The 23149-nt window shown below is 40.3% G+C and carries 20 protein-coding genes and 1 pseudogene; 16 read left to right on the plus strand and 5 right to left on the minus strand.

Translation table 11 applies throughout. The annotated features are described in order from the left end of the window. Window positions 1-20: 20 nt before the first annotated feature. Together MKY28_RS06000 and MKY28_RS06005 are read left to right on the plus strand one after the other, a co-directional pair. Window positions 21-536, plus strand: coding sequence for a hypothetical protein (locus MKY28_RS06000; protein WP_062835327.1), 516 nt, complete (start codon window positions 21-23; stop codon window positions 534-536). 455 nt (window positions 537-991) lie between these two features. After that, window positions 992-1870 carry a prohibitin family protein gene (locus MKY28_RS06005; RefSeq protein WP_340935314.1) on the plus strand — a complete coding sequence of 293 codons (879 nt, stop codon included), beginning with the start codon at window positions 992-994 and terminating at the stop codon, window positions 1868-1870. A 475-nt stretch (window positions 1871-2345) separates the two neighbouring features. Here the strand turns inward: MKY28_RS06005 and MKY28_RS06010 are convergent, their stop codons facing one another. Next, window positions 2346-2909, minus strand: coding sequence for a DUF4879 domain-containing protein (locus MKY28_RS06010; RefSeq protein WP_338706519.1), 564 nt, complete (start codon window positions 2907-2909; stop codon window positions 2346-2348). 652 nt (window positions 2910-3561) lie between these two features. Between MKY28_RS06010 and MKY28_RS06015 the strand changes: the two genes are divergently transcribed. The 3 genes from MKY28_RS06015 (at window position 3562) to MKY28_RS06025 (ending at window position 5971) form a co-directional block, all read left to right on the plus strand. Further along, complete coding sequence (locus MKY28_RS06015; RefSeq protein ID WP_340935316.1) at window positions 3562-4884, plus strand: WXG100 family type VII secretion target; 1323 nt, start codon at window positions 3562-3564, stop codon at window positions 4882-4884. A gap of 22 nt (window positions 4885-4906) precedes the next feature. Then, on the plus strand, window positions 4907-5281 hold the full coding sequence (cdiI, locus tag MKY28_RS06020) for a ribonuclease toxin immunity protein CdiI (protein ID WP_340935318.1): 375 nt from the start codon (window positions 4907-4909) through the stop codon (window positions 5279-5281). Between the two features lie 330 nt (window positions 5282-5611). Further along, complete coding sequence (locus MKY28_RS06025; protein WP_340935319.1) at window positions 5612-5971, plus strand: hypothetical protein; 360 nt, start codon at window positions 5612-5614, stop codon at window positions 5969-5971. A gap of 473 nt (window positions 5972-6444) precedes the next feature. On the opposite strand, the pseudogene MKY28_RS06030 reads toward MKY28_RS06025, so the two are convergent. Further along, window positions 6445-6963, minus strand: a pseudogene (locus MKY28_RS06030) (GNAT family N-acetyltransferase). Between the two features lie 970 nt (window positions 6964-7933). Here MKY28_RS06030 and MKY28_RS06035 point away from each other — a divergent pair. The 9 genes from MKY28_RS06035 (at window position 7934) to MKY28_RS06075 (ending at window position 16111) form a co-directional block, all read left to right on the plus strand. After that, the gene (locus MKY28_RS06035; RefSeq protein ID WP_340935320.1) at window positions 7934-9271 is read left to right on the plus strand and encodes a PIN-like domain-containing protein; all 1338 of its coding nucleotides are present in this window, start codon (window positions 7934-7936) and stop codon (window positions 9269-9271) included. A 538-nt stretch (window positions 9272-9809) separates the two neighbouring features. Next, entirely contained in the window at window positions 9810-10718 is a 909-nt protein-coding gene (locus MKY28_RS06040; RefSeq protein WP_340935321.1) for a DUF6731 family protein, read from the plus strand. A 12-nt stretch (window positions 10719-10730) separates the two neighbouring features. Beyond that, window positions 10731-11264: a hypothetical protein gene (locus MKY28_RS06045; RefSeq protein ID WP_340935322.1), complete on the plus strand. Its 534-nt coding sequence runs from the start codon at window positions 10731-10733 to the stop codon at window positions 11262-11264. Between the two features lie 178 nt (window positions 11265-11442). Continuing rightward, complete coding sequence (locus MKY28_RS06050; protein WP_340935323.1) at window positions 11443-12387, plus strand: hypothetical protein; 945 nt, start codon at window positions 11443-11445, stop codon at window positions 12385-12387. Window positions 12388-12691: 304 nt separating this feature from the next. Continuing rightward, complete coding sequence (locus MKY28_RS06055) at window positions 12692-12925, plus strand: hypothetical protein (protein ID WP_340935324.1); 234 nt, start codon at window positions 12692-12694, stop codon at window positions 12923-12925. A 118-nt stretch (window positions 12926-13043) separates the two neighbouring features. Continuing rightward, window positions 13044-13346 (plus strand): hypothetical protein, encoded by a 303-nt coding sequence (locus MKY28_RS06060; RefSeq protein WP_340935325.1) that lies wholly within the window; start codon window positions 13044-13046, stop codon window positions 13344-13346. 236 nt (window positions 13347-13582) lie between these two features. Continuing rightward, window positions 13583-14392 (plus strand): hypothetical protein, encoded by an 810-nt coding sequence (locus MKY28_RS06065; protein ID WP_340935326.1) that lies wholly within the window; start codon window positions 13583-13585, stop codon window positions 14390-14392. A 200-nt stretch (window positions 14393-14592) separates the two neighbouring features. Then, a complete protein-coding gene (locus MKY28_RS06070) occupies window positions 14593-15351 on the plus strand; it encodes a hypothetical protein (protein ID WP_340935328.1) in 759 nt (252 codons plus the stop codon). A gap of 223 nt (window positions 15352-15574) precedes the next feature. Continuing rightward, window positions 15575-16111, plus strand: a complete 537-nt coding sequence (locus MKY28_RS06075) for a hypothetical protein (protein WP_340935329.1) — start codon at window positions 15575-15577, stop codon at window positions 16109-16111. A gap of 240 nt (window positions 16112-16351) precedes the next feature. Here the strand turns inward: MKY28_RS06075 and MKY28_RS06080 are convergent, their stop codons facing one another. Further along, on the minus strand, window positions 16352-16570 hold the full coding sequence (locus MKY28_RS06080; protein WP_315372765.1) for a helix-turn-helix domain-containing protein: 219 nt from the start codon (window positions 16568-16570) through the stop codon (window positions 16352-16354). Between the two features lie 113 nt (window positions 16571-16683). On the opposite strand from MKY28_RS06080, the gene MKY28_RS06085 reads away from it, so the two are divergent. Continuing rightward, window positions 16684-16953 (plus strand): DUF6809 family protein, encoded by a 270-nt coding sequence (locus MKY28_RS06085; RefSeq protein WP_340935330.1) that lies wholly within the window; start codon window positions 16684-16686, stop codon window positions 16951-16953. A 142-nt stretch (window positions 16954-17095) separates the two neighbouring features. Here MKY28_RS06085 and MKY28_RS06090 read toward each other — a convergent pair whose 3' ends face one another. Next, the gene (locus MKY28_RS06090) at window positions 17096-18475 is read right to left on the minus strand and encodes a right-handed parallel beta-helix repeat-containing protein (RefSeq protein ID WP_340935332.1); all 1380 of its coding nucleotides are present in this window, start codon (window positions 18473-18475) and stop codon (window positions 17096-17098) included. 553 nt (window positions 18476-19028) lie between these two features. After that, window positions 19029-20621: a catalase gene (locus MKY28_RS06095; RefSeq protein ID WP_445670886.1), complete on the minus strand. Its 1593-nt coding sequence runs from the start codon at window positions 20619-20621 to the stop codon at window positions 19029-19031. Between the two features lie 188 nt (window positions 20622-20809). Here MKY28_RS06095 and MKY28_RS06100 point away from each other — a divergent pair, with 188 nt between their 5' ends. Beyond that, window positions 20810-22792: an ATP-dependent DNA helicase gene (locus MKY28_RS06100; protein WP_340935334.1), complete on the plus strand. Its 1983-nt coding sequence runs from the start codon at window positions 20810-20812 to the stop codon at window positions 22790-22792. Window positions 22793-23149: the final 357 nt, after the last annotated feature.

Below are 23149 nucleotides of genomic sequence, written 5' to 3' on the forward strand. Positions count from 1 at the left end.
TATAGAGACGGGGGACACATATGTATTTAGAAGAACTTAAAAACATAGTTCAAAATAACTTATTAAGTAGTGTTTATGTAACAGGTATTGTTCTATCATCAGAAAGAGAAAATGAACTTGCTGAGTTCGTACCTTATAGAAGTTATCTGTTTTTTGAATTTGGTGATCAACTTGTAAAAATTGAAGCGATTGAGCAGTATTCAAAAATTTCAATTGCGTTAACTCCAACTTTTATTGTAAGGGTTGAGGTAGAGGATGTTATTCCGGCTAAATCCAATATTAGCGACATTATTTTGGATAATAGCTTGATAGACAACAAGGTTAGCCAAATTGAGTTACTTAATATGGAAGTAAAAAGCAATGAGATTATTTGCGACGCTCTAAAATTATCAATAACAAATAACACTAACAAACAGGAATTATTTTTAGATCCTCAATTTTTCGGTATAAATATAGGAGGATTTGGTGTAGAAGAATTATGGAAGTACAATCAATTGGAAGAATACAAATCAATATCAACGATTATTGAATTTTAAATGATCAAATGTAAGTTCATTGACCTTGGGGCGGTAATCCTCAAGGTCTTTCTATTGTCCCACCCAGAGCCTAATGAGTCTAGGGGCATCTCCCAAAAGAACTTAACTCTCAATAGTGGTTCGATCTTAAGAGTCTCACAGCCTTAAAACAAGCCGGATCGCATATCCATTTTCGATGTAGAAATTCTAGGGCTATAAGAAGCGGTGCTGGATATCATTGAAACCTAATACAAATTTACAAAGTATATATAAAGGAGGATATAATTAGTTACCATTTATAAATTTTTACTCGGTTACATCCATAGAGGGGAGGACGAATATGCCATTTATTGGGGGAATCATTTTAATCTTTATCCTAGCATTTATTCTATGGTCATTAATGTTCCCGCTATTCAATAAAATAGGTAGTAGAATTTTGAAGAAATACAATAAATTCAAACAAGAGGAGAATGGTGATGAAAAATTCAAAGACGTTTAGGGTAGGGGCAATTGCGGTTGCATTAGTTATTATAGTGGGAGTGCTAATGGTGACCTTCTTTTTAACACGAATTCCTAATGGATATGTTGGGGTCGTATATTCACCAAATGGAGGCGTAAAAGATAGCACACTGAGTCAAGGGTGGAAACTCGTTGGAGCGTTTGATAAAGTGACGAAATATCCTATCCGAATTCAAACGGTGGAATACAGAGATATTCAGATTGCTACTTCTGACGGGAAAAACATCACAATCGATTTTGCTTACAACTACCAAGTAGAACCAAGTAAAGTATCTTCTATATTCAATACATTTGGGCCAATTAGCATTCAAGAAATTGAGGATACATATCTCAAAACACGTTTCCGTGACGCAGCTCGTAAGGGGATTTCTAAATTTACAGTCATTGATGTGTATGGTGAAAAGTCATCCGAAGCAGGAGTAGACGTGCAACAACGTTTTTCTGATGACGTTAAAGAGTTAGGCTTTATTGTATCCAACGTTACCGTAGGTGTTCCTCAACCTGACGCCAAGACGCAGGAAGCAATCGATAAGCGTGTTGAAGCTTCTCAAGAACTGGAACGTAAAACGACTGAACTGGAGATCGCCAAGAAAGAAGCAGATCGCAAGCGCGTGGAAGCGCAAGGTAATGCAGACAAACTATTGATCGAAGCAGAAGGTCAGGCTAAAGCAAATAAAGAGCTTCAACAATCATTATCGAGTCAACTCGTTGAATATGAAACCATCAAGAAATGGGATGGAGCACTTCCATATGTAAGTGGGTCAAATACGCCAATGATTCAATTGCCGACTACAAAAACAGAGCAAAATAGCAGCGCGGGGAGCGTATCTCCCTAATTTAACGGTTGAAAATGCACGCTTTGCTTTCTCAACAAATTAATATGTTAAATTCGAATGAACAAGCTGGTCCAATCGTGGGCTGGCTTGTTTATTTTTGATGCATTTCAGAGGTACGACAAGAGGCACTGGATTCATTTAGTCTAAAATGTGGATTCAAGAGTAGTACGAACGTGGCATTGTTGGGCTACAAGTTCAGGCTTGTTGTGGCAAAAAGATACTCGGCATTGCCTTGGCATTTTTGCTCGGCTACTGCTCTTAGGGTAACGTCACAATGAGAAAAGACGCAGGGAAGCGTGTCCCTGCGCCTGATCAAGCTAACGTAATTGTTAGCAAAAGAATGAGCTATTATTTCCTATTAGGGTGCGATCCGATTCGTATCCGAAGCTGATGAGTTTTTGGGCTTACTTTCCGTATTCCTCAGGATAGAACCAGGATAGCCAAATCCTCCAATATTCATATTACATCCTTCCTGTTAACGAACATTAATCCAAGCGGTCCACTGTGTTGGAATATTAATGGAATAGACCGTACCTACAAATTGTCCACCTGTAGTAGGCGCTTCATAAACCCAAGAATAGGCCCAAGCATCTACGACACGATCACCGTCCAGATCAATAGCTTCAGACCAGTTGTTTGTCATTGTATTGCCGGCGAGTGTGCCGTAGTGACTGCTGTCATAACCGATCTGGAAAGTAATACACTGAATCCAAGCCCCACCGTGATCATTGGTTGTGGAGAGCGGGTTGTTATTGAAGCCGTAAATTTCTTGGCCGCCATTCGGAGATACGACACCATATACATTAATGTGAGATACTTTCGGAGCAGGCGCAAACAGAACTGGACCACCCGCATTATCTGCCTTCTGCGATTCAAATTCAGCCTTAGCCGCTTTCACAGCTTCACGGAATTCTTTGGAATTAATAATTTCTTCCTTTGTCATAGGTTTGGCTTGAGTCACATCACCGTCTGCATAGGCAGCTACATTAAATGAAAGCACTAGAACAAGAATAAGAGCTAAACTAATCAATTTTCTCATAGCAATAAATTCCACCTTTCTTGATATGGGTATTCTTTTACAAAAACATGCGGATACGACAAATAGACCTGCTTGCAGCTTAAAGCCTCTTGCCCTCCTCTCTTTTAAAGATGGTTCTTCCCCTTTTTTCTTTACTGAAAAAGAATTTAAGGAGGTAGAACTCTACAGGCTAGAAAACTCTATGAAGTAGGAATGTATATGTAAAATGAATGCCTGCCAATGATTATGTGTTGCAGACAAAATGTAAAACTCATTTATACGCATTGATATCTTAGTTATGATAGGCTCTGATACCCATCTTGATAATATAAGATTCCAAAATAAATATTTAAATTGTAATATATTCCATTTATACAAACATATAGTACACCTATTCGTCGGCACAAGTCAAGTTTATTCATTAATGCCATGAATTGTTAAAGTCTGCTGTTGATCGCAGTAAAATGCCGCAGTATCCTGTAGTCATCAAATTGAAGGACAACCCTCAGGAACATGTATACACCTGCAGAGAAATGTTATGGGGCTGAGGGACGGATATAAATCATTCTGAGCGTGGATTCATGCAGTGAAATCAGGAGGTTAGCCGGATGTAATTGCCATTAAACTTCTGCTAACATAGTTGTATCATATCTTAGATGAGCGGTGAAAATGGATGAATACCATTAAAGTTACCCTTGAACAGTTACATCACGTATCGAATCAGGTGGATCAGGCCAGACAACAGTTGGAGCATATTCGCAGTGAACTGACGAGACAGATCATGTTCGTTCAGATGATGTGGACGGGGGCGACGCAGGAGCGATTCTACTATGAGTTTGAACAGTCGCGCCCTATATTGGATAAAGCACTGGAGAGTATGGTGGGCATCTCCAAGGAACTCAAGGAGATCGCTACGCGATTTGAGAATGTCGATGCTGAAAAGGTGAGTCTTGGAAGTGCTGTTGGCGCTGTGGGTGCGGGAGTAATGATGAAGACCTTGGGTAATGATGCGAGTACGGAGGATAAAGGCTACCGGATGGCGCAAGTCAATGTGTATGGGAAGCTGATGTGGATGCCTGTGAACGAGAATGGTGTTACGGATCAGGCAGCCCTTCAGGCATATAAGAAGGATCAGGGGCATTTGGATATCAATCGGATGCAAGCTACGGATGCTGAAGCGCCAGGAGAAGATATTTATGCGATGCAGATCAAAGCCTTTGAAAATGGAATTCATCCCTTCACAGGCGAGCCTGTATCCGATAAATATGCTCAGATGATGTTGACTTCTCTGAAGTTCAGCCAGCTATTTATGGCATTTCAGATGGTTCGTGGGAGTATGCCGGGTGGCAAAGGGCCGTTTCGCTTGCCTGCCTCTGATCCGGCTGTGGCGAAGATTAAAAAGAATCTGGAAGCGAGGAAAGCGAATGAGCAGAAGAAGGGTTCTGAGGGCAAGGGACAAGCAACTAAGACAGTAATAAGTGAACATGTAAGTGATGCGGAGAAATTGCAAAGGCCATATGCTCACCTAGTAAACGTTGATGGATTTAAGAGAGGTAGCAGATCTGGAGTATCTGGCGGTCATAATATGGACAAATTTAATGGGGCCTTACAAGAAGACGCAAATAAGTATGGACTGAGTGTTAAAAAGGATTATTTTATAGGTGAACCCAAGAAGCACAATGTCGAGGGGATTTACGAGGTAGAGTATCAAATTCCGTCCTTGAAACGAAGTGAATCAGATAAAAGTATTTTTGAACCGATAACGGACCCAAATGGAAATGTGCTTGGGAAGAGAGTGAATGATCCCAAAACAGTATACGATCCCAATATAATTTCTAATGAAAAAATGTATAATTGGGGAAAAGCAGCATTAGAGCCACAGATACAGGCTGGAAACGTGAAAAACGGGATAGTTAAAGGAGAACTAAATGGGCTGAAATTTGTGGGGTTCGTAGATGAAAAAGGGAACATAAAGAACTTTTATCCTGCTTTTTAATTAATATCGGAGGAGAGATATGATGTACAAAATTTTGACAACAAAAGCTGAAATAGATAGATTAGTCGAATCTTATTTCTGGATTATTGATTTTCCGAGAGCTTTAACATACTTCGGAGATCATGAGAGATATGGTTATGGTTCAGGTCCACTGGAGGTACAATTTTCATCCTATCATATGCCAGAAGAGGAAGAGTATATTGGTGATCAGAAAGTGTGTTTTATTGGAGAGCCTCCAGCATACGATGAAGATGTAATGGCAGTGATGGAGCATGATGAATTTTATAACTATTTGATGATTTACAGTGAGAAGTACGTGGAGGAGCACCCAGAAGCTAAACCGGAGATTTATAATTTATTAGATATGGTAAAAAAAAGATTGGGTTTACATTCTTAACTCACTGATTGTGAATCATAAATCATTTGGAGGAACAACGAAAGTTCGTTTATCTTATATGTCCATAGTACTCATAGTCCAAGTATTGGGTGTACAGTTGGGAAGATATGCAAGCACTAAAAACGTTGCCGTATGACCCCGATTGATGTTATAAAAATCCGAAAGCTCTTCCCACCTGAATGTTGTGAGGAACGAGCTTTTTTGTATGCAGAAAATAAACCAAAGAAGGTGAGAGGACAGCAAATAGAGGTGCTGAATAAATTATTGTAGGCTATATTGATATGATTACATCCGCCTATCCGTTGTATTAAAAAGATTGGAGATACGAACATGATTAAATACAGGTATACAATCGAATATAAAGAAGATTTCAACGAAGTTATCGTGGACCTAGGCATCGATTCATCATTAAAGAATGGTTATCTGATTAGTAATTCTTTGGGATCGGATATATTTGGAGACTTCGCCACGATCCAGGAAGAGATCGGAAACTTAATCGAATTACTGAAAGGGGAAATAACGTTATACGAAGGTGGAGGGAATGTGAACTTAATAAGATCTGACCAGTCTTTTACAACTTTTGAAGATATCTTTGCAGAAGAAGATGAAGAGGACAGTATATGTGAAATTGAGACGTTAGAATATGTAAAGATACTTATTGTTATGGGCAAAAGAGAACTTTCAGTATAAAAGCCAGCGAGGCGTTATCTTGAAAGAAGAAGGGCAAGTAGCATTAGAGTGGTTAAACGAAAAATATATTGAGGTTTTAGTTTTGGGTCAAAAGATCGAGCGTATCAACAATTTGAAATTGATTGAATGAATGGTATGAACAATAGATCTGTAATATTTTGCGGAGAAAAGTGAAACTTTTCATTGCTCAAAAGTTACTGCAGTATAGCGAATTCGGAAAAACGTGTGCGAGTCAATACTATATCAAGTAAGTAATTAATAGATCCATTACATATACCTAGTTTGTTTCACTAAATGCGCGTAAGAACCAATTCATCTGCAATACTCAATGAGTTTCCCAATGGAATAACATCAAGAACGCGAAATTCACAATATAAGGAATATTAAAAGACAAAAAAGCCTAACCCCTCAGTATCTTGAACGAGGAATTTGGCTTATGGTCTTCAGCTTAAACAGTCGCGTCCGATGGGTGATTAAAATAATGATTTATTTATCCATGTATAATTAATGAATTTTAACATTTGCCCATTCATTTCAAATTCTTTATCGCTAGTTTCTGTATGCTCGAATCCGTTTTGCTCTAAAACTTTTTGAGATGCTATATTGTTGGTGGTTGTTTTTGCCTTAACTTCTTTTATATCTAAATCAACTATTGTATTGAGTAATAATTTTAATGCTTTTTTAGCAACACCTTTTCCAGTGTGGATTTGTCCCACTCTATAGCCGAGAAATCCTATTTTATCGGAATCAATATCAACTAAATTTATTCTTCCAAGAATAGAGTTATTTTCGTCTTTTATTAAATAAAAAAAGGAGAGTCCTTTGACTTGTTCATCAAGCAGAGATTAATTCCTCACTTTAAAAACCTCAGGTATGTAATAATCATCTCCTCGAGACGGTACCATTTCCTCGAAAAAAATTCTGTTTTCAATTTCGAACTCATACAAGCTTTCAATATCTGTGACTTTTAACTTCTCAATTACTATATTCATGATCTTCCTCCAATCAAATTTAATGCAATTAAGTTTTTGTAAAGCAAGTATAACATTCCTATTTCGTTATTCAGCATTATGGGCGATTAATGGATATTCAAATCCCTAGTAAATTTTTAGCAATCATTAGATGAACATTATGGAAACTTAGGCTCGAAGATGTGGGCGTATATTATGGGACTTTTTGAACACATGAGCTATTATATTAACAATGGATCTGCGGTACCATAATTACCTAATGATGATACGTTGACTTCTCAATTGACCGCAAGGAAATGGTCAATGACCAGTAAGAGGAAAGAAAGTAAGAAAGATTAGAAGAAGCGTGGATTAAAGTCATCTGACAGAGCTGACGCATATGTTCTCACCTTCGGTGAATATTTGCTGGGATCATCTCAGTCAATAATGATTCCATCGATAAAAAGTGTGTCAATAAAAAGATAAACTGAAGATCCGATGTCCCAGAACTATGGTGGGGATAATATAAAGAGCAGAGCTAACGCAGTAAAGGATTGTGGAATGTTTTGGCTCTCTGAACAATGATGGTGGAACAGCAATATACTAGGCTAATAGTGAAGAAAAGATTCATATTCGGTTTGCCCTTCGCAATTTTTCATAGGAGACTAGGCTATGCTGTTGGAAATTCATTAGTGATACCCAAGAGGGTTAACTGCGGTGGTACAGTGTGAGGTGGGGTTTGATGCCCTGAACCGCGAAATCTTAGCGGGATATAAGAATGGATAACTTTTTTAGCAGGCTCTAATGGGCCTGCATCATGGTCTGAAAGCTACAGTCTGGGGGCAGCTCTTGGCCGGACCAACGAACGGGTTTGTCTATGGGTACTCCTTTTTATTTCCATCCTTAATGGATGGTTTCATTTTTTGTAATAACTTTTATATACAAAAGAGGAAAATGGAATATGCTGTCGAATTTTCAGTGAGATAACTTTCCAAAGAAAGGGAACAACGTCTTGAAAAAAAATTTCCCAGGCTTTTATAAACTTACTGATGCTGAATTGAATAAATTGTGGGGAGAGTGTCATTTTGTACTTGATGCCAACACTCTACTTAATCTTCTCAGATATCCAAAAGAAACAAGTAATGCGATGTTAAAATTGCTTGAAAGTATACAAGAGAGGATTTGGATTCCTCATCAAGTAGCCTTAGAGTATCATAAGAATTTGGAAACGGTAATATACGAACAAAAAAATGAGTATGAAACTCTTGAAAAAGAATGTATGTCGGAACTTCAAAAGCTTATCTCCAAACTAAAAAAGCTAAGACATTCCAACATAAGTACAAATACTATGGTACAAACACTTGAAAAAAGTAGTGAAATAATTAAGAAAGAATTAGCAAATCAACGAGAGAAGCAACCGGATTTACAAGAAATTATAATAAGAATTAAAAATTTGGTTGGAGAAAACATTGGGTTAGCGTTTGATCAAGCTGAGTTGGACAAAATATTTACCGAAGGAGCTCTTAGGTACGAAAACAAAGTCCCTCCTGGATATATGGATGGTAAGAAGAATTATTCCTACTTTCATAACGGTGTAAAGTACCAAGCTGCATACGGTGATTTGGTTTTTTGGAAACAGATTCTAAGATACGCTCAAACCAAAGAGGTCAATTCGATCATCTTAGTAAGCGATGATCGAAAAGAGGATTGGATTTTCGAAGTATCTGGTGAGAAAAAAGGAATACATCCTTACTTGATAAATGAATTTAATAATCAAACTGAAGGTAAGTTATTTAATTCATATAACTCGGTCCAATTTATTAGTCATGCTGAGAAGGTTTTAGGATTTAAGAGTAGTGCTTCTGTAAGTGATGTCATTAAGGAAATTGAAACTGTTTATAACAAAGAGGATTCTACTTTAATTAACGATTATTTTGTTTATAATCATGATGAAGGAAAGTTATACGATAAATTCCAAGCAATGGTTCAGAAAAAATATTTTGATTCTGTAGAAGATGTAACGGCGAAGGCAAAGGAATCAGAGCATCATTTTTACAAAATCTTTTTTGACATAAGTGATAATTTTATAAAAATGGAGAAAGAAAATGTAAATAAATCAGTTTATGCAGATAAACCGGCCTTCCATATTGTTATGGATAAAATTCTTAATGATGTGCATGTTCACGCCCAAATAGCGGAAATTGAATACGAAGGTGAATTTCTTACTCTAGTATTCTCTATGCCATACTCTTTTAATGCATTAGCTGAACTGGGGAAAGCAATAAATAGAGAATTAAAACTGTACTATTCTCAAAATGATATTAAATTATTGAGGATATTCAATAAATAAGTAGTAAACGTGCTTCTCATGCAGTATGGATGACTAATTATGTCCCAGAATACTGATAAATAACAAGGTGGCGAATAAACTTCGTTACCTTGTTATTTTTTTATCCATATAATATCAAGCAATTGGAAAGATGAGAGGAGGTGATTAAAATCCATTGATTAGAAGTTCTAGTTTCGTAGCGATTATGGAACCGCCTATACCTTACATATCCAAGTTACAACCTGCTAAGTGTAGGGGATGCGTTAGGGGAGAATGGGCTGGATCAGTTCAGATGTTTAAAATTATAAATTGCAAGAAGAAGTAGGAGGGTGAGATGCCAAATGTGTAGTCCAGTTTAGCAAAAAATATAGATAAGAATAAATCAATCTAACTTAAACATCCTAATTATTCAGTTAGCAGAGGTACAATTAACTCCCGCTGCATTATGAATATACCTAAATGTAGTTTCGATTATTTAGGAAAATCCTTTCTTTAAATTAGGAGGAAAGCCCTGGATTTTGTCGAATACCCCTAATAAGACTTATAGGGGGACTACATAATGCCAAAACATGTTAGATTTGATTATTTCAAAGTTTATGCTAGAAGAAACATTCCTGAAACAAACAGAGCAGAGGAGAGGCCATGTGATTTAAGTGTTTTGTTACAAACGCTTAAAGAAATGGAGCCCAAAAGTCGAGTGTTTGCTGTCAAGAATGATGTGGCTCGACTTCAGAGCATAAAATTAAATAATGATAAGTGGGAGATGCATTTCATCAGAATAAGGAAAGAGCATTTCCCGCTTAAAACAAACGACAATGGAGAATTCGGTTATTTCGATGATTTGACTAATGCAGAAGGGTTCGGAGAAGAGGTTTCGGCTCTGTATGACCCAACGAACAGTGCGATAATGATTAGAAGGAATGCCAGTAGCCTAGCCCCTTCAGCAATAACCAATTATTTTACCAGAGTAATTAATGAAGAAGGGTATACAATCTTTATGAAGCCGCTTGTTCACCCAAGTTCTCTGGAATTGATAAAACAAGACCATCTTATAAAAAGTGCTGAAATCGCAGTTGCTGATATTAAAAATGCAAGACCTCGGACAAAAAAAGCACTGGGTAGTATTGTGGCAAAGGCACAAAATGTAAAAGAAAGTGTGGATGTAGTATTTAAGATTTCCATAGCTCAGAAAGGCTCTAAAAAGTACAGCAAGCTACCTATCTATGACGATATCATGGATCTAGTGAGTGATGAGAAAGTTAAGCGAGCAGAAGTCAAAGTCAAAGCGGATCAAGATGCTTCAGTTGAACCCTATGATTTGCTTCAACATAGGTTGATTGATTACCATTCCTTCCCTGATACAGATATTAACACTGAATCAAGAAACATTCTGCATACAACCGTGATGGGACAAATGCAACGTATTTACCGTAATAGAGTCGAACAAATTAATAGTGTTTATGAATAGGAGGTGGGAAAATTGCCTAGATGGCTAGAGATTTCTTATCCTTATATTTTTTCAATCATAATAGGAGGGGTTTCTTTCTTTTTAAAACTTGAAATTAATAAAATTAGTAAGTTTGATATGATCTTAAGTTCTTCTGTAACATTAAGTTCAATCATCATTGCCTTTGTAGCAACAATGATCTCAATTCTTATTTCAATCTCTAATTCATCAGTTATGAAGAGAATAAACAAGAATAATGGTGAGCATGATCTTATTACCTACATCAATACGACTGTTATTTCTGGATTGTTATTGGTAACGTATTCTCTGATTTTGAATGTCTTTATTGAAAGCACAGGATATACATCTAGAATATTATTGAGTTTATTTGTAACATTACTTGTCTTCTTTCTGCTCTCAACTTACCGAATAATAAGGATAGTAACAGTAATCTTAACGGACGTTTTATCAGAAAATAAAGAAGCACAACTTGCCCCGAAAGAGGTATTTACTCCAACTATTAAAGCAAATAAAAGTGAACTGAGTGAGCAATCCGCTGGTGATTAATTAATCTTATGACTATTAATTGTCTAATTAACTAAACTTATATTTATCATTTTCGGGTCATCCATGATGGATGGCTTTTTTATTCTAATAAACTAAATAAAAGAATTTAGTGGTTATCTTTATTACTATTTTATATAATGTCCGATATAGTGAAAACATGTTCGGGAGTGTTGTACATATGATTGATAAGTTTAAAAAGTTCTACGAAAAACATATCGTTGAGGATTTAGAAAAAAAATATGAAGAGGAAGAAAATGCTCAGGAAGAAATCAAAGACAAAGGAGAAAACAAAAATGATGAAGAAACGAAAAATGAAGAAGTTAATAAAAGTAATCAAGTCGATAGAAGTAATGAAGTAAAGAAAGGGAAATTTGTTGTTTGGAAATTAAGTTCAATAATTTTGGCATTCTTCTTGGTTTGGGCACTGTCAGGTGTGTTGGTATATTTTCTATTTTGTAGTTGGAGCGACAGAGGGACTTTCGGGGATATGTTTGGCGCTGTAAACGCTCTTTTTTCCGCACTGGCATTTGCTGGTCTGGTTTATACCTTATATGTTCAGCGCTATGAATTAAGCCTTACCAGGAAGGAGTTAGAGTTGCAAAGAAATGAGGTTAAAAGAAACGGTGATCAACTTGAGGAACAAAAGAACGTAATGTTGCAGCAAAGCTTCGAGAATACTTTCTTTAAAATGATTGAATTGCATCATAACGTATTGAGTTCAGTGACTGAATCATCTGGTCATAAAGGCAGAGTAGTTTTGAATTCTATCCGTAATAGATTGACAAACAAATTAAATAATCTGAAATATGATTATGAGTTAAGAGAAAATATAATTGAATTCATGGGAAATGAATCTGGTAAGCAGATCTTACAATATCTTAATAATTTCCATTGTATTCTTTTGTTAATAAGTCAACATTACGAAAATACGAGCGAAAATTTAAGGAAAAGTAATTATACAACAATTGCTCTCTCGCAGTTATCAGATGATGATAAATATATAATGTTCTATGCTTTTGGCTATAAAAAAGAAACAAGATTGCTTTTGGAAAAGTTTATCTCTCTTGAAGAACTTAATTCAAAAGCTACTCAGCACTTGAATTGGATGCGTGTGATGAACTAAACTAGCGGCTAAGGTGGCGAGCATTTCGTCGCCTTTTTTTGTTTTGCGAAATTATTAAGCGATAGCGATTGTGGTTGTGAATTGAGGTGATTTTCATTTAGTGATTAAAATCCTGAGTTTCATAATTATCAAAAAATCCTGTATTTTAAAGATCGATATTGAAGCTAGATAGAGAAGTGCAAAGGTTGTATGGGGCGCAGATGGGATGGAGTGAAGCAGTTTTGCCCAAAACCTCCTAATTGTTGTGTGAGAAAGGAAAAACCTTTCTAAATGTCGAAATATGAATTTTAAGGGGGGAATGCACATGGCTTTAATAACTAAACAAAGCGAAAAATTTGCCAATGTTCTAGAACAATTAGGTTCGTCATTCACTCATGATGAATTTGTTGAGAAATTTAAGGAACTGTATCCTAAAGATTGGGTGAAGGTCTCTAATCGATACACAGAACATGAACAGAGAGATAAGAAAGGGCATCCGATGCCTAATCCTAGGCAGTATATCTTAAACGTTTCTCATAAATTGAGAAAAGAGCCGTAAGCACCTATCGTGGTGCTTTTTCTTTATCTCAACCGAATTTTGATTTTTTGCGACCAAAATCTCCCAAGGACGTATATCATCTCTAGCACGTTGTTATAGTGTTAGGGGAGGTTTTAACATGTTGGAACAACTTATTATCGATGGTGAGGCTTTAGAAGGTGAGACACAAGGTAAATCAGGTAACGTTAGTCTGAGTGAAGAATTTGAGAAATGGGCCTTTTTATCTGCAGAAATCTTAGATACTAAATTCCAAAGTCAGATGGTTAGACATGAGGCCGATGTCGCTTTCAAAACGCGTAAGACAAATCCTGACAGTAAACGTAAAACTATCCTTGGTTGCCTTAGGGCGCTCAAAGAGATTCAGGACACAGAAAATTCGTTCGCGAGTAAAATTTGGGCATTGAATAAGAAAACTTATTAAGAGAGGCACCCACCGTGGTGCATTTTCTTTTACCTTTATATGATGGAATGTGAGTCGATTTAAGCTTCTAAACATGAGAACGTCCGTTTGCAGGGATCAGTCCATTGAAGAGAGGAGAACAGCGTCTGAGTGAGCCTACGCATGCATATGAAGGTCACCCAAACCGACTCAACACAATAATGTAAATATTCATGTTATAATGATATATAGCTATGTTGAAAGGGAGGAAGTTCTAGGTGGGAAACGAGAACATTAAATACAACAAAGAGCTAGAAAAAATGTTTAAACACAATGCTAAAGTATTTAATTCTTTAAAGCCACTGATTGAAGGAATTCAGAAATCGACTAGAGATATATCTAAAGCTATGTTTCCGTCTCAAGAAGCTTTAGAACAGTTAAGTCAAAGATTTAAGTCTCTCGAACTAAATCCTAATTCTTTCATTGATAATATCAATAGAGCGTGTGACCAGAACACAAAGTTCGGTTGGTGCATCTCAGGTCATATGACTATTAGATTATACTGCGAGATAGGTAGTAGCGAGGATAGTCAAGAAGAAAAAGATCGGTTGTTTGTGAATGAATTTGAAACGAACAATTTTTATTTGTATGAGAAAGAAAAGCAATCAATTCTTTTGTCATCCAAACATGGGTGGAACACTTTCTATAAAGAATGTTTTTTCTTAATTGACCATCAAAAATATCAAGCAGTTGTTCCTTCCTTGCTCTCTGCTATCGAGCACGAACTATCTTATGAGCATACTAATGACATAGGGAAAGGCCTTATAAGAAGAGTTCGTTCTTCGCTTGAAAGGGATGGAGATACAACCACAATTTTATATGCCATAAGTACTTCTGTACTCAATCTACTAAATAACATGATCTTTGAAAGATATAACTTTGATGAGGACAGACCTCCTATTATAAATAGGAATTGGGTGCTGCACGGTCGTGATACTCCATCTCTCTGGGGAAAGCAGGATGTTTATAAATTGATCTTGTTAATTTCAGCTTTGAGAATGTTAAATAAGCGAATTTTAAATGAATAGGTAAATAATGAAGGAAGGATCGGCATTCTCAGCTGGTCTTTTTTTGTGATCCAATCCATTGTTTATTTCAAATTCTTTTGTCGAATGATTCAATAGATTGGAGAATCGAACATTGAGATGCGTGAATTAATCCTTGACCACCGTCACTCATTGTCTGATACTGGAAGATATTCTTTCAGAATTATGTGAGGAGTGGACAGATGAAAAGGCATATCATCTTAGGATTAGTAGTTGCAGCAATCATATTTTTGTGGGGAGCTTCTTGGTACTTCATACCGCAATGGTATGACAAACAAGATTTAGAAGCGGGAACATTTGGGGATATGTTTGGAGCGGTCAATGCGCTGTTTTCAGGTTTGGCATTCGCGGGGCTAATTTATACAATTGCAGTACAGCGGCAAGAGCTACAGGAGCAGAGAAACTCTATCAACATGCAAACTGAAGAACTCACTTTACAGAGAAAAGCTATACAGATGCAAACAGAAGAACTTGCACTCCAAAGAAAAGCTATTGAGATGCAAACTGTAGAAACTGCTCGATCAGCAGATCAACTTGAACGCCAGAAGCAATTAATGGATTATCAACTTATGCTTTCTACAGTTAACGATTTGATCAAACTAAAAAACAGTATAGTAGATAAACTTAGTCTTCAAATTTACGACAAAAAACATAATGGATGGGAATTGATTAAAGAGTTATCAATAATGATGGAGAATCAGCCCAATAGATACTTCGATAATGAATTAATCGTATTAGGGCGATATCGCTCAACCTATTCAATATTGATCGAATTTATCTCCAAAGCGGACCTGAGCAAAGTGCAAAGTCAGAACTTGAAAAGAATTGTAATTGCGAATACATCACAAGATGAACTGAAGGTATTAGAACATTTCTCGATAATAACTAATGACCGTAAATTACTCGAATTTCTAAAAATTTTTGGATCACATAACTTTTAAATTACATATTTATCGAAATTGATATTTTATTTTATTCGAAAGTTTAGGCTGATTGATTAAAAGTAATTTTAATTAAGTATTTGAGGGTATGAAGCTATGAAGCATAATCCGTAGTAACTACGTACAAAACGAATGATATTATAAATCCATAGAAGTATGAAGAACTTTAGGAGGTAAGGAAACTTTTCCTCTGCCTTCTATTTTTATGTCTGGAGGTGAAACATTGAAATCGTATCATAAAGCCGTTTATTCATTTGCGAATTCGGTTCTTCCGGCTGCTGTAAAGCGACAGATGATGGGTTTTGGCAGGATGACATCACCAAGATCATCAAACGGATGGGATATATTCAATTGGCTTCCGAAAAAGTACCAGAGTGCCCATAATATCGATCTAACCAAGCTGCAGAATCATACAGCTGAGGAATTACTTGAAATTCTTGTGTCTGTCCATCCTGATATTTCGCATGCGCTCTACAACTTTCTGCGTATGGGAGACATGCCACTTACATTTACAGCAAAGAAGCAGAGTGGTAGTGACGATAAAAATGGGCAGAGATCGTTAGATGAAATCAAGAACTTACTGGATTCTCCACTTCCCTCACCTAGTTATCAGCATGGAAGGTCGCTGGACAAGCTTGATACGATTCAGCGGATGATGATCATGGTACGTGTGGTTTGTTCTGGTGAAATAGTTCTGAATCAGCGTTATAACATCTGTTTGATATCGTGCCTGTTTGGTTCAGGAGAGAAGAGGATATGAATCGACTTGTTCCTTGGAAATACATCAAAAAATCCACGTCCCCGTGCTTTTAAGGAATGGTTGGTCAATAGAAAAAGATTAATACGCCGATATTCATCTATAGAGAGTTCGATCTTATGGTTGATGATCCTTACGGACGAACGCCCATAGCAAGTTTGAAAGGGTGAATACATTACCAGGGTACTAGTTTGGCGTTGCTTTCAACATGAGAGGACTTATTTATGTAAAACTCAAGCCGAATCACTTTGATGGATATGGTCTTCTTACATCCGTCCGATTCAAAAGATAATCTGTACTGGTCTGGTGATAGTCGGCCAGTTTTATCAATATAGCGGTTGGAATGTCCAACTCGCCACGTTCATAGTTGCTATAAACACGTTGGCTACAGCCAAGATAGGTGGCCATCTGTGTTTGGGATAAGTCTTTGTCTTCACGCAAATTGCGTATACGAGCGTACATTATCATCACCTCACCAATATCATACTTTAGCGTGTTATCCGCTATTGATTTTTAGCGGAAAATCCGCTAAAGTATAGTGAGAATAGTTGGTAAAAAGACTAGGTGGGGATAACATGTCAAACCTGATCGAAGATTTGTTTCACGGAAACCTGCGGTTGGACGAGTCGATTCATCCTGAGCAAGCTGAGTATCAGGAGATCAATCGCCAGATATCAGACCTGATGCAGGCCTACAAAACACAGCTTACCGAGAATGAATACGATGCTCTGGAACAACTGATAGACTTGATCGGACAATCCACGTCGATGTATGTGGAAGCGGCGTTCGAGCAAGGTTTTCGCACAGGCAGCAGACTCATCATTGAGGTTTTAGGCAAAACGTGAGTGTGAGTATCTTTCAACCTAGAAGCCAGCGGCAGACAATACACAACAATTCAAAAATCCCCTCCTCCATTACCACCGATCAGGCTGGAATGGGAGAGGGGACTTTGCTATTAAATCATTCTTTTATCATATTACCTACCGCTTACCGCGCACCAATATTCTTACCCGCTGGTGTACCCGATCCAATCAAATCACTGCCACCCGCAAGCTTAAGGAAATTACCCAGGACAGGCGTTCCGTCCGCGCTACGCGTTACCGAAGGCACGAGGGAGACAAAGTCGGCTGCGCTGGCGAGCAGGCCTTTGGCGTTCTCGCTTTTTTTGTTCTTCCACCAGACGTTGGTGCTGCTGACATCGGTTCCGCTTGTTTTGTCACTGGCGCCGCCTTGGAAGGACAGGTTGTTGGTGAAGATGTGGGTGCCTACATCAAAGGCAAAGTTGCTTTGCCCGTTGTTCCAGGAGGTGTTATTTTTCATCTGGATGGAACCGGGATTGCTGTTGTAGGTGAAGCCGTGCTTTTTATTATTAAACGCAATGCTGTTCTCAACGATATGATTCACTGCAATCTTCTCACCGCCCAGCTTGAAGCCGTTGCCATCGCTGTTGGAGGTGGAGGTGCCGTCTGATGTTGCCCCGTTCGCGTAGGCAATGCTATTGCGGATCGTAACCGCGCCGATGGCACCTGTGTCCGTTTTACTATAGAGATCCCAGCCATCGTCCACGTTATAGGCCGCAATACAACCGTCGAAGACGTTGCCCGGGCCTACGGTCAGTTTGGCCGCAAAACCGTCGGCATCCTCGCCGTCATCCGGGTCATAGTTGTTGTGGGAGTACGAACGAATCACTTCATTATATGCAGGCCATTCACTCTTGGCGGCTGTGGAAGCATAACGCCCCATTTGAATACCCGTATCCCGGTTGTGATGAGCCTCGATCTGCTCCAGGCGGTTGTAGCTGCCCCCGATGAAGATGCCGTTATCGCCTGCACCCTTCACCTCAAGCCCTTTGACGAACCAGTAGTCTCCGAACATTTGCAGTCCACGATTGGTGGAGGCGAAGGCTTGGGCTGAGAAATCAAAGACCGGTTTTTCCGATCCATACGCCACCAGGTTTTTACGTTGGCTCGATGTGCCGCTGTTGCCACGTTCAATGGTAATGGTCTGGGAGAAGCTGTAGTTGCCGCCGCGCAGATAGATGGTCTTGCCTGGGGCGATCTGGGTTAATGCGTTAGCGAGTGACGTTGGACTGTTGAGGGTGCCCGGATTGCTGGCTGAGCCGTTAGGAGCGACATAGAGATCACCCGCAGCAAGTGTCACACTTGAGGTAGCGGCTGCTTCTGATGGGTTATTTTGCAAGCTACTCTCGATCAGTTCCGCCGCACCAACCGACCCACCACCAATCAATAATAGAGGGAACGCGGCACTCAGACAGAGTTGGGCCATTTTGGATTTGAGGGAACGTTCCTTCAGAGAACGGGCAGATCGTGCAGATACATGAGTAGATGTGGATGGGAATAATTTCATTACGTAAGCCTCCTTGGTTAATTGGGAATAGAATGAAGAGCATGTGGTATCCGTGTACCAGACCGTTACCTATGAGATAGGTCATGCCGGCTGGTTAGATGTAATCTCTAGGACACAGCTTTATGGTAAATGTTGTAAGCGTTATCATCAATAATCATCTGATCAGATGGAGGTACATGCAGGCAGGTCAGGCCTGCAAGCTTCCAATGCCTTTAATATCACGTGAATTATGTAATCTTTCCATTGGGTGATAGCTCTCATTTAACGAAGAATCATCTGAAATGAACGTAGAGAAGTGCGCCTTTCCATCCCCAGAGCACAAGTCTTACCTTCGATCCACTCATATGAACTTCATTTAATTTAAAATACATAGATGCATGCATCCTGAAGTGGAGATTACACTCCAGTTGGTCATGAAAAAGCCCTGATAGTAGCTGCAACTGGCAACTTGACGATCAGGGCTATGTTTAATTCAGAACGTAATCTGCTTACTCAAAATACTCGAATGTACTAACAGTGTCAGACTTATCAGTCTAAACGCTGTCCAGCTATTTTAATATCCGTCCGTCTCACGACTGCGTTTCTCTGCTTGCTCGACACTGGGTTCATGTTTCGGTTGGACTGTGGCACTATCATCGGTTGGTACAGAGGCCAACCCTTCAGAGACGCGCCGACCGTAATCCGCATCCGCTTGGGTGAAGTAAGAGATCATACGCTCCCGGATATCCGGTTTGCATTGCGCCAAAGCCCCGACCATGTTGCTGATCAGCTCATCCCGCTCCCAATCTTCGAACGCCCGGTACGTATCACCGGCTTGACCAAAATCATTCGTACGTTCGATCTTCTCACGCACTAGCCTGCCCTCCACCAATGGTTCATGCTCCTTACCACGTGGCGCCGCTTCCTTTAGTCCACCGAGCGAGGAAGGTTCATAGTTCACATGTGGATTCTGACCCGGTGCCCGATCGACCTGACACTGCATCTGCCCGCCGCTCTGATTGGTTGCCACCCGGTTTTTCGGCGCATTCACAGGCAGTTGCAGATAGTTTGCACCCACCCGGTGACGCTGGGTATCTGAATAGGAGAAGGTCCGTCCTTGCAGCAGTTTGTCATCTGAGAAATCCAGCCCGTCTACCAATACACCTGTGCCAAACGCTGCTTGCTCCACTTCATTGAAATAATCCTCGGGATTACGATTCAGCGTCATTTTGCCCACGGGTAGAAAAGGAAACTGCTCCTGCGGCCACAACTTGGTCGGGTCCAGCGGGTCGAAGTCTAACTCTGGATGCTCGCCGTCCTCCATTACTTGAACGCACAGCTCCCATTCGGGATACTCCCCTTGTTCAATGGCGTGATACAGATCCAACGTTGCATGATTGAAATTCTGTCCCTGAATCTCGCTTGCGTCTTTTTGCAGCAGGTTGCGTATCCCTTGATTGAGCGGTTCCCAGTGGTATTTGATGAGTACGCCCGTGCCTTCCTGATTGACCCATTTATATGTATTGACGCCCGAGCCTTGCATCTGCCGATAATTCGCTGGAATGCCCCATGGAGAGAAGAGGAATGTCACCATATGGGTAGCTTCAGGACTTAATGATACAAAATCAAAAAAACGCTCCATATCCTGTGCATTGGTCAACGGGTCTGGCTTGAAGGCGTGTACCATATCCGGGAATTTAAGCGGGTCGCGAATGAAAAAGATTTTCAGATTGTTACCCACCAGATCCCAGTTGCCATCCTCGGTATAGAATTTTACAGCAAATCCGCGCGGGTCCCGCAGGGTCTCCGGTGAATGTCCACCATGTATAACGGTAGAGAAGCGAACGAACACGGGCGTTAGTTTGCCTTTTTCCTGAAATAGACGTGCACGTGTGTACTTCGATACCGGTTCATCCCCGGCCGTTCCATACGCTTCAAATACGCCATGAGCACCAGCACCACGGGCATGGACCACACGTTCCGGAATACGTTCACGGTCGAAGTGAGTAATTTTTTCGAGAAAATGATAGTTCTCCAGCGTAGTCGGTCCCCGGCTGCCAACGGTTCGTACATTCTGATTGTCCGTAATGGGATGACCTTGTCGATCCGTTAATGTCTCAGGGTCTTTGTCTGAGGAATGCTCTGATTGTGAAGACTGATGATTCATGGAGTGGAGCACCGCCTTTCCTTAAAGTGGATTCCTGTATATATTTTCCCTGAAAATTGGTTCTATACATTAAACCTCGCAAATAATCTCGTAAAAAAAGCTTGTCACCCGCTTCATCGCGTGAGATAATTAACTTTTGCCCTGCGGCCTTTTTTGAACGGAAAAATGAAAGAGGACCGCGTCTAAGAATGGAGGCTGACCTAGGATTGTCTACACAACGTTATCCTTTTGCATATGATCCGGCTGAACCTTTTGTATCCCGTCTCGGGGAATGGGTTGCCGATGTTTTTTACGATATTTTGCCAGAGTTCGGCTTCGAGGTACGGGATGAACAGATTTTTATGGCGTACCAGCTCGAACGGGCCTATGGAGATAAAAAGACCATTATGGCGGAGGCTGGTGTCGGAACAGGCAAGACGTTAGTCTATCTGCTCTACGCGGTCTGTTACGCACGTTATACGGGCAAACCGGCAGTGATCGCCTGTGCCGATGAGTCCTTGATTGAACAGCTTGTGAAGCCCGGCGGAGATATTGCGAAGCTGGCTGCACATCTGGACTTGGAAGTGGACGCACGTCTGGGCAAGTCACCGGACCAATACGTCTGTCTGAACAAATTAAGTGCGGTGCGATTTGCGGATGAGGATGCGCCTGTTATTGAAGAAGTGCATGAGAGTCTGCCGGATTTTGTGAACACGCCAGGTACACTTCAGGCCTTCCATCCGTATGGTGACCGCAAACAGTATCCACATCTGAATGATCGTCAGTGGAACAAAATCAACTGGGACCCGTTCCAGGATTGTTTTGTTTGTCCTAAAAGACAACGCTGCGGCCTGACGCTGTCGCGTGACCATTACCGTCGTTCTAAAGACATCATCATCTGTTCCCATGATTATTACATGGAGCATGTGTGGACGTATGATGCGCGCAAACGTGAGGGACAATTACCACTGCTGCCCGATCACAGCTCAGTTGTATTTGATGAAGGACATTTGCTGGAAGAAGCAGCCCTGAACGCACTGAGCTACAAGCTGAAACACCGCATCTTTGAGGAACTCGTCACTCGCCTGTTAGAAGGAGAGATTCGTGAATCCCTCGCGGAGTGTGTGGATGAAGCGATTGAGAGCAGTGAGCGACTGTTTGCGTTGCTGGATACGTATACGGTCGCGATCCCTGGTTCGGAACGGAAAGAAGTTCGGGTAGAGCCGCCACTGCTACGTGAGATTGAACGTCTGACGAGTGTGCTGGATGCAATCGGTGAAGAATTGGTATTTGAGAGCGGATTGTTCTCGCTGGATGGTTACCAGATGCGTGTCGTGGAAGAACATCTCGATATGATTCAGTCTGCGCTTGCTTTGTTCCGTAAGGAAGATGGTTACATCTGTTGGGCGGAAGAGAGCGAGGATGAGACGACCTTATCGATCATGCCGCGTACCGTGAAGGAAATGCTGAACGAGCGTGTGTTCAACACAGGTATTCCAATCGTGTTCTCCTCTGCCACGTTATCTGTGGACAGTTCATTCCGTTATGTGGCGGACAGCCTGGGCATTGATGATTTTGTATCATTCTCGGTGGCTTCCCCGTATGATTATGCGGACAAAATGAAGATGAAGATTACAGACGAAGCTGTGCCGGGTCACCCGGAGAACGAAAATCGTATGCGGAACGCGGTGTCCATGCTTCAGGAGAGTGGAGGACGTGCGCTGGTTCTGTTCCGTACGATGGAAGAACTACGGGCGTTCAAACAGGACATCGTTCATGTACCTGAAGCAGAAGGTTTGCGCTTTATGTATGAGGGCGACCGGGAGATCAGTGATCTGATCGCGGCGTTCCAGCAGGATGAGGAGAGTGTGCTGTGCTCCGTTAATCTGTGGGAAGGTCTGGACGTTCCAGGTCCGTCATTATCCAATGTCATGATCTGGTCGCTTCCGTATCCACCACAGGACCCTGTCTTCAATGCAAAACGCAGTGCGTCGGCAGCACCATACGAAGAGATCGATCTTCCGTATATGCTCTTGCGTGTGAAGCAAGGTCTCGGACGTCTGATTCGGACAAGCACAGATTCTGGTTCCGCGGTCATTCTCGATGAATCGCTGTATACCAAAAAGGAAGCCAAAGACCGCATTGCGGCCCTGCTTCCTGAAGGTGTGGAATGGACAACCCTGACACACTAACCAGCTTACGTTAAATGTTCTTGCTTTATTTTCGATGATAAAGTTTCTTGCCAAAATAAGTTCTTGTTCTCTGCGGATACACCATCCGTAAGTGAGCAAGGGCTTTTTTTGTTTTGATGGTTCCTTCAATGTACTTCGCTTCCCTTTTTTCAAGGGATTTTCCCTCGCTCCTCGCTACCAATCGCTTCAACATTCTAACGAACCTACCGCACCTTATTAGGGTGATAATGAAGTGATGTAAATTCTAACGAATCTCAGTAACGTTATCCCGGCGAAAATAGCTCTTAAGCCTGTAAATCGACCGAATTTGGAGAAATAACGTCGCTGTGATTCGTTACACGTCAGACCTGCGCAAAT

It is taken from the genome of Paenibacillus sp. FSL R5-0473, assembly GCF_038004565.1.
Lineage (GTDB): Bacteria > Bacillota > Bacilli > Paenibacillales > Paenibacillaceae > Paenibacillus > Paenibacillus amylolyticus.

Bases quoted from the DNA above. Each gene is read 5' to 3' on its own strand.
- MKY28_RS06055 (WP_340935324.1), top strand. From the start codon at position 12,692: ATGGCTTTAATAACTAAACAAAGCGAAAAATTTGCCAATGTTCTAGAA.
- MKY28_RS06040 (WP_340935321.1), top strand. From the start codon at position 9,810: ATGCCAAAACATGTTAGATTTGATTATTTCAAAGTTTATGCTAGAAGA.
- MKY28_RS06090 (WP_340935332.1), bottom strand. From the start codon at position 18,475: ATGAAATTATTCCCATCCACATCTACTCATGTATCTGCACGATCTGCC.
- MKY28_RS06010 (WP_338706519.1), bottom strand. From the start codon at position 2,909: ATGAGAAAATTGATTAGTTTAGCTCTTATTCTTGTTCTAGTGCTTTCA.
- MKY28_RS06095 (WP_445670886.1), bottom strand. From the start codon at position 20,621: ATGAATCATCAGTCTTCACAATCAGAGCATTCCTCAGACAAAGACCCT.
- MKY28_RS06000 (WP_062835327.1), top strand. From the start codon at position 21: ATGTATTTAGAAGAACTTAAAAACATAGTTCAAAATAACTTATTAAGT.
- MKY28_RS06080 (WP_315372765.1), bottom strand. From the start codon at position 16,570: ATGTACGCTCGTATACGCAATTTGCGTGAAGACAAAGACTTATCCCAA.
- MKY28_RS06005 (WP_340935314.1), top strand. From the start codon at position 992: ATGAAAAATTCAAAGACGTTTAGGGTAGGGGCAATTGCGGTTGCATTA.
- MKY28_RS06060 (WP_340935325.1), top strand. From the start codon at position 13,044: ATGTTGGAACAACTTATTATCGATGGTGAGGCTTTAGAAGGTGAGACA.
- MKY28_RS06050 (WP_340935323.1), top strand. From the start codon at position 11,443: ATGATTGATAAGTTTAAAAAGTTCTACGAAAAACATATCGTTGAGGAT.
- MKY28_RS06100 (WP_340935334.1), top strand. From the start codon at position 20,810: ATGGAGGCTGACCTAGGATTGTCTACACAACGTTATCCTTTTGCATAT.
- MKY28_RS06015 (WP_340935316.1), top strand. From the start codon at position 3,562: ATGAATACCATTAAAGTTACCCTTGAACAGTTACATCACGTATCGAAT.
- MKY28_RS06085 (WP_340935330.1), top strand. From the start codon at position 16,684: ATGTCAAACCTGATCGAAGATTTGTTTCACGGAAACCTGCGGTTGGAC.
- cdiI (WP_340935318.1), top strand. From the start codon at position 4,907: ATGTACAAAATTTTGACAACAAAAGCTGAAATAGATAGATTAGTCGAA.
- MKY28_RS06070 (WP_340935328.1), top strand. From the start codon at position 14,593: ATGAAAAGGCATATCATCTTAGGATTAGTAGTTGCAGCAATCATATTT.
- MKY28_RS06025 (WP_340935319.1), top strand. From the start codon at position 5,612: ATGATTAAATACAGGTATACAATCGAATATAAAGAAGATTTCAACGAA.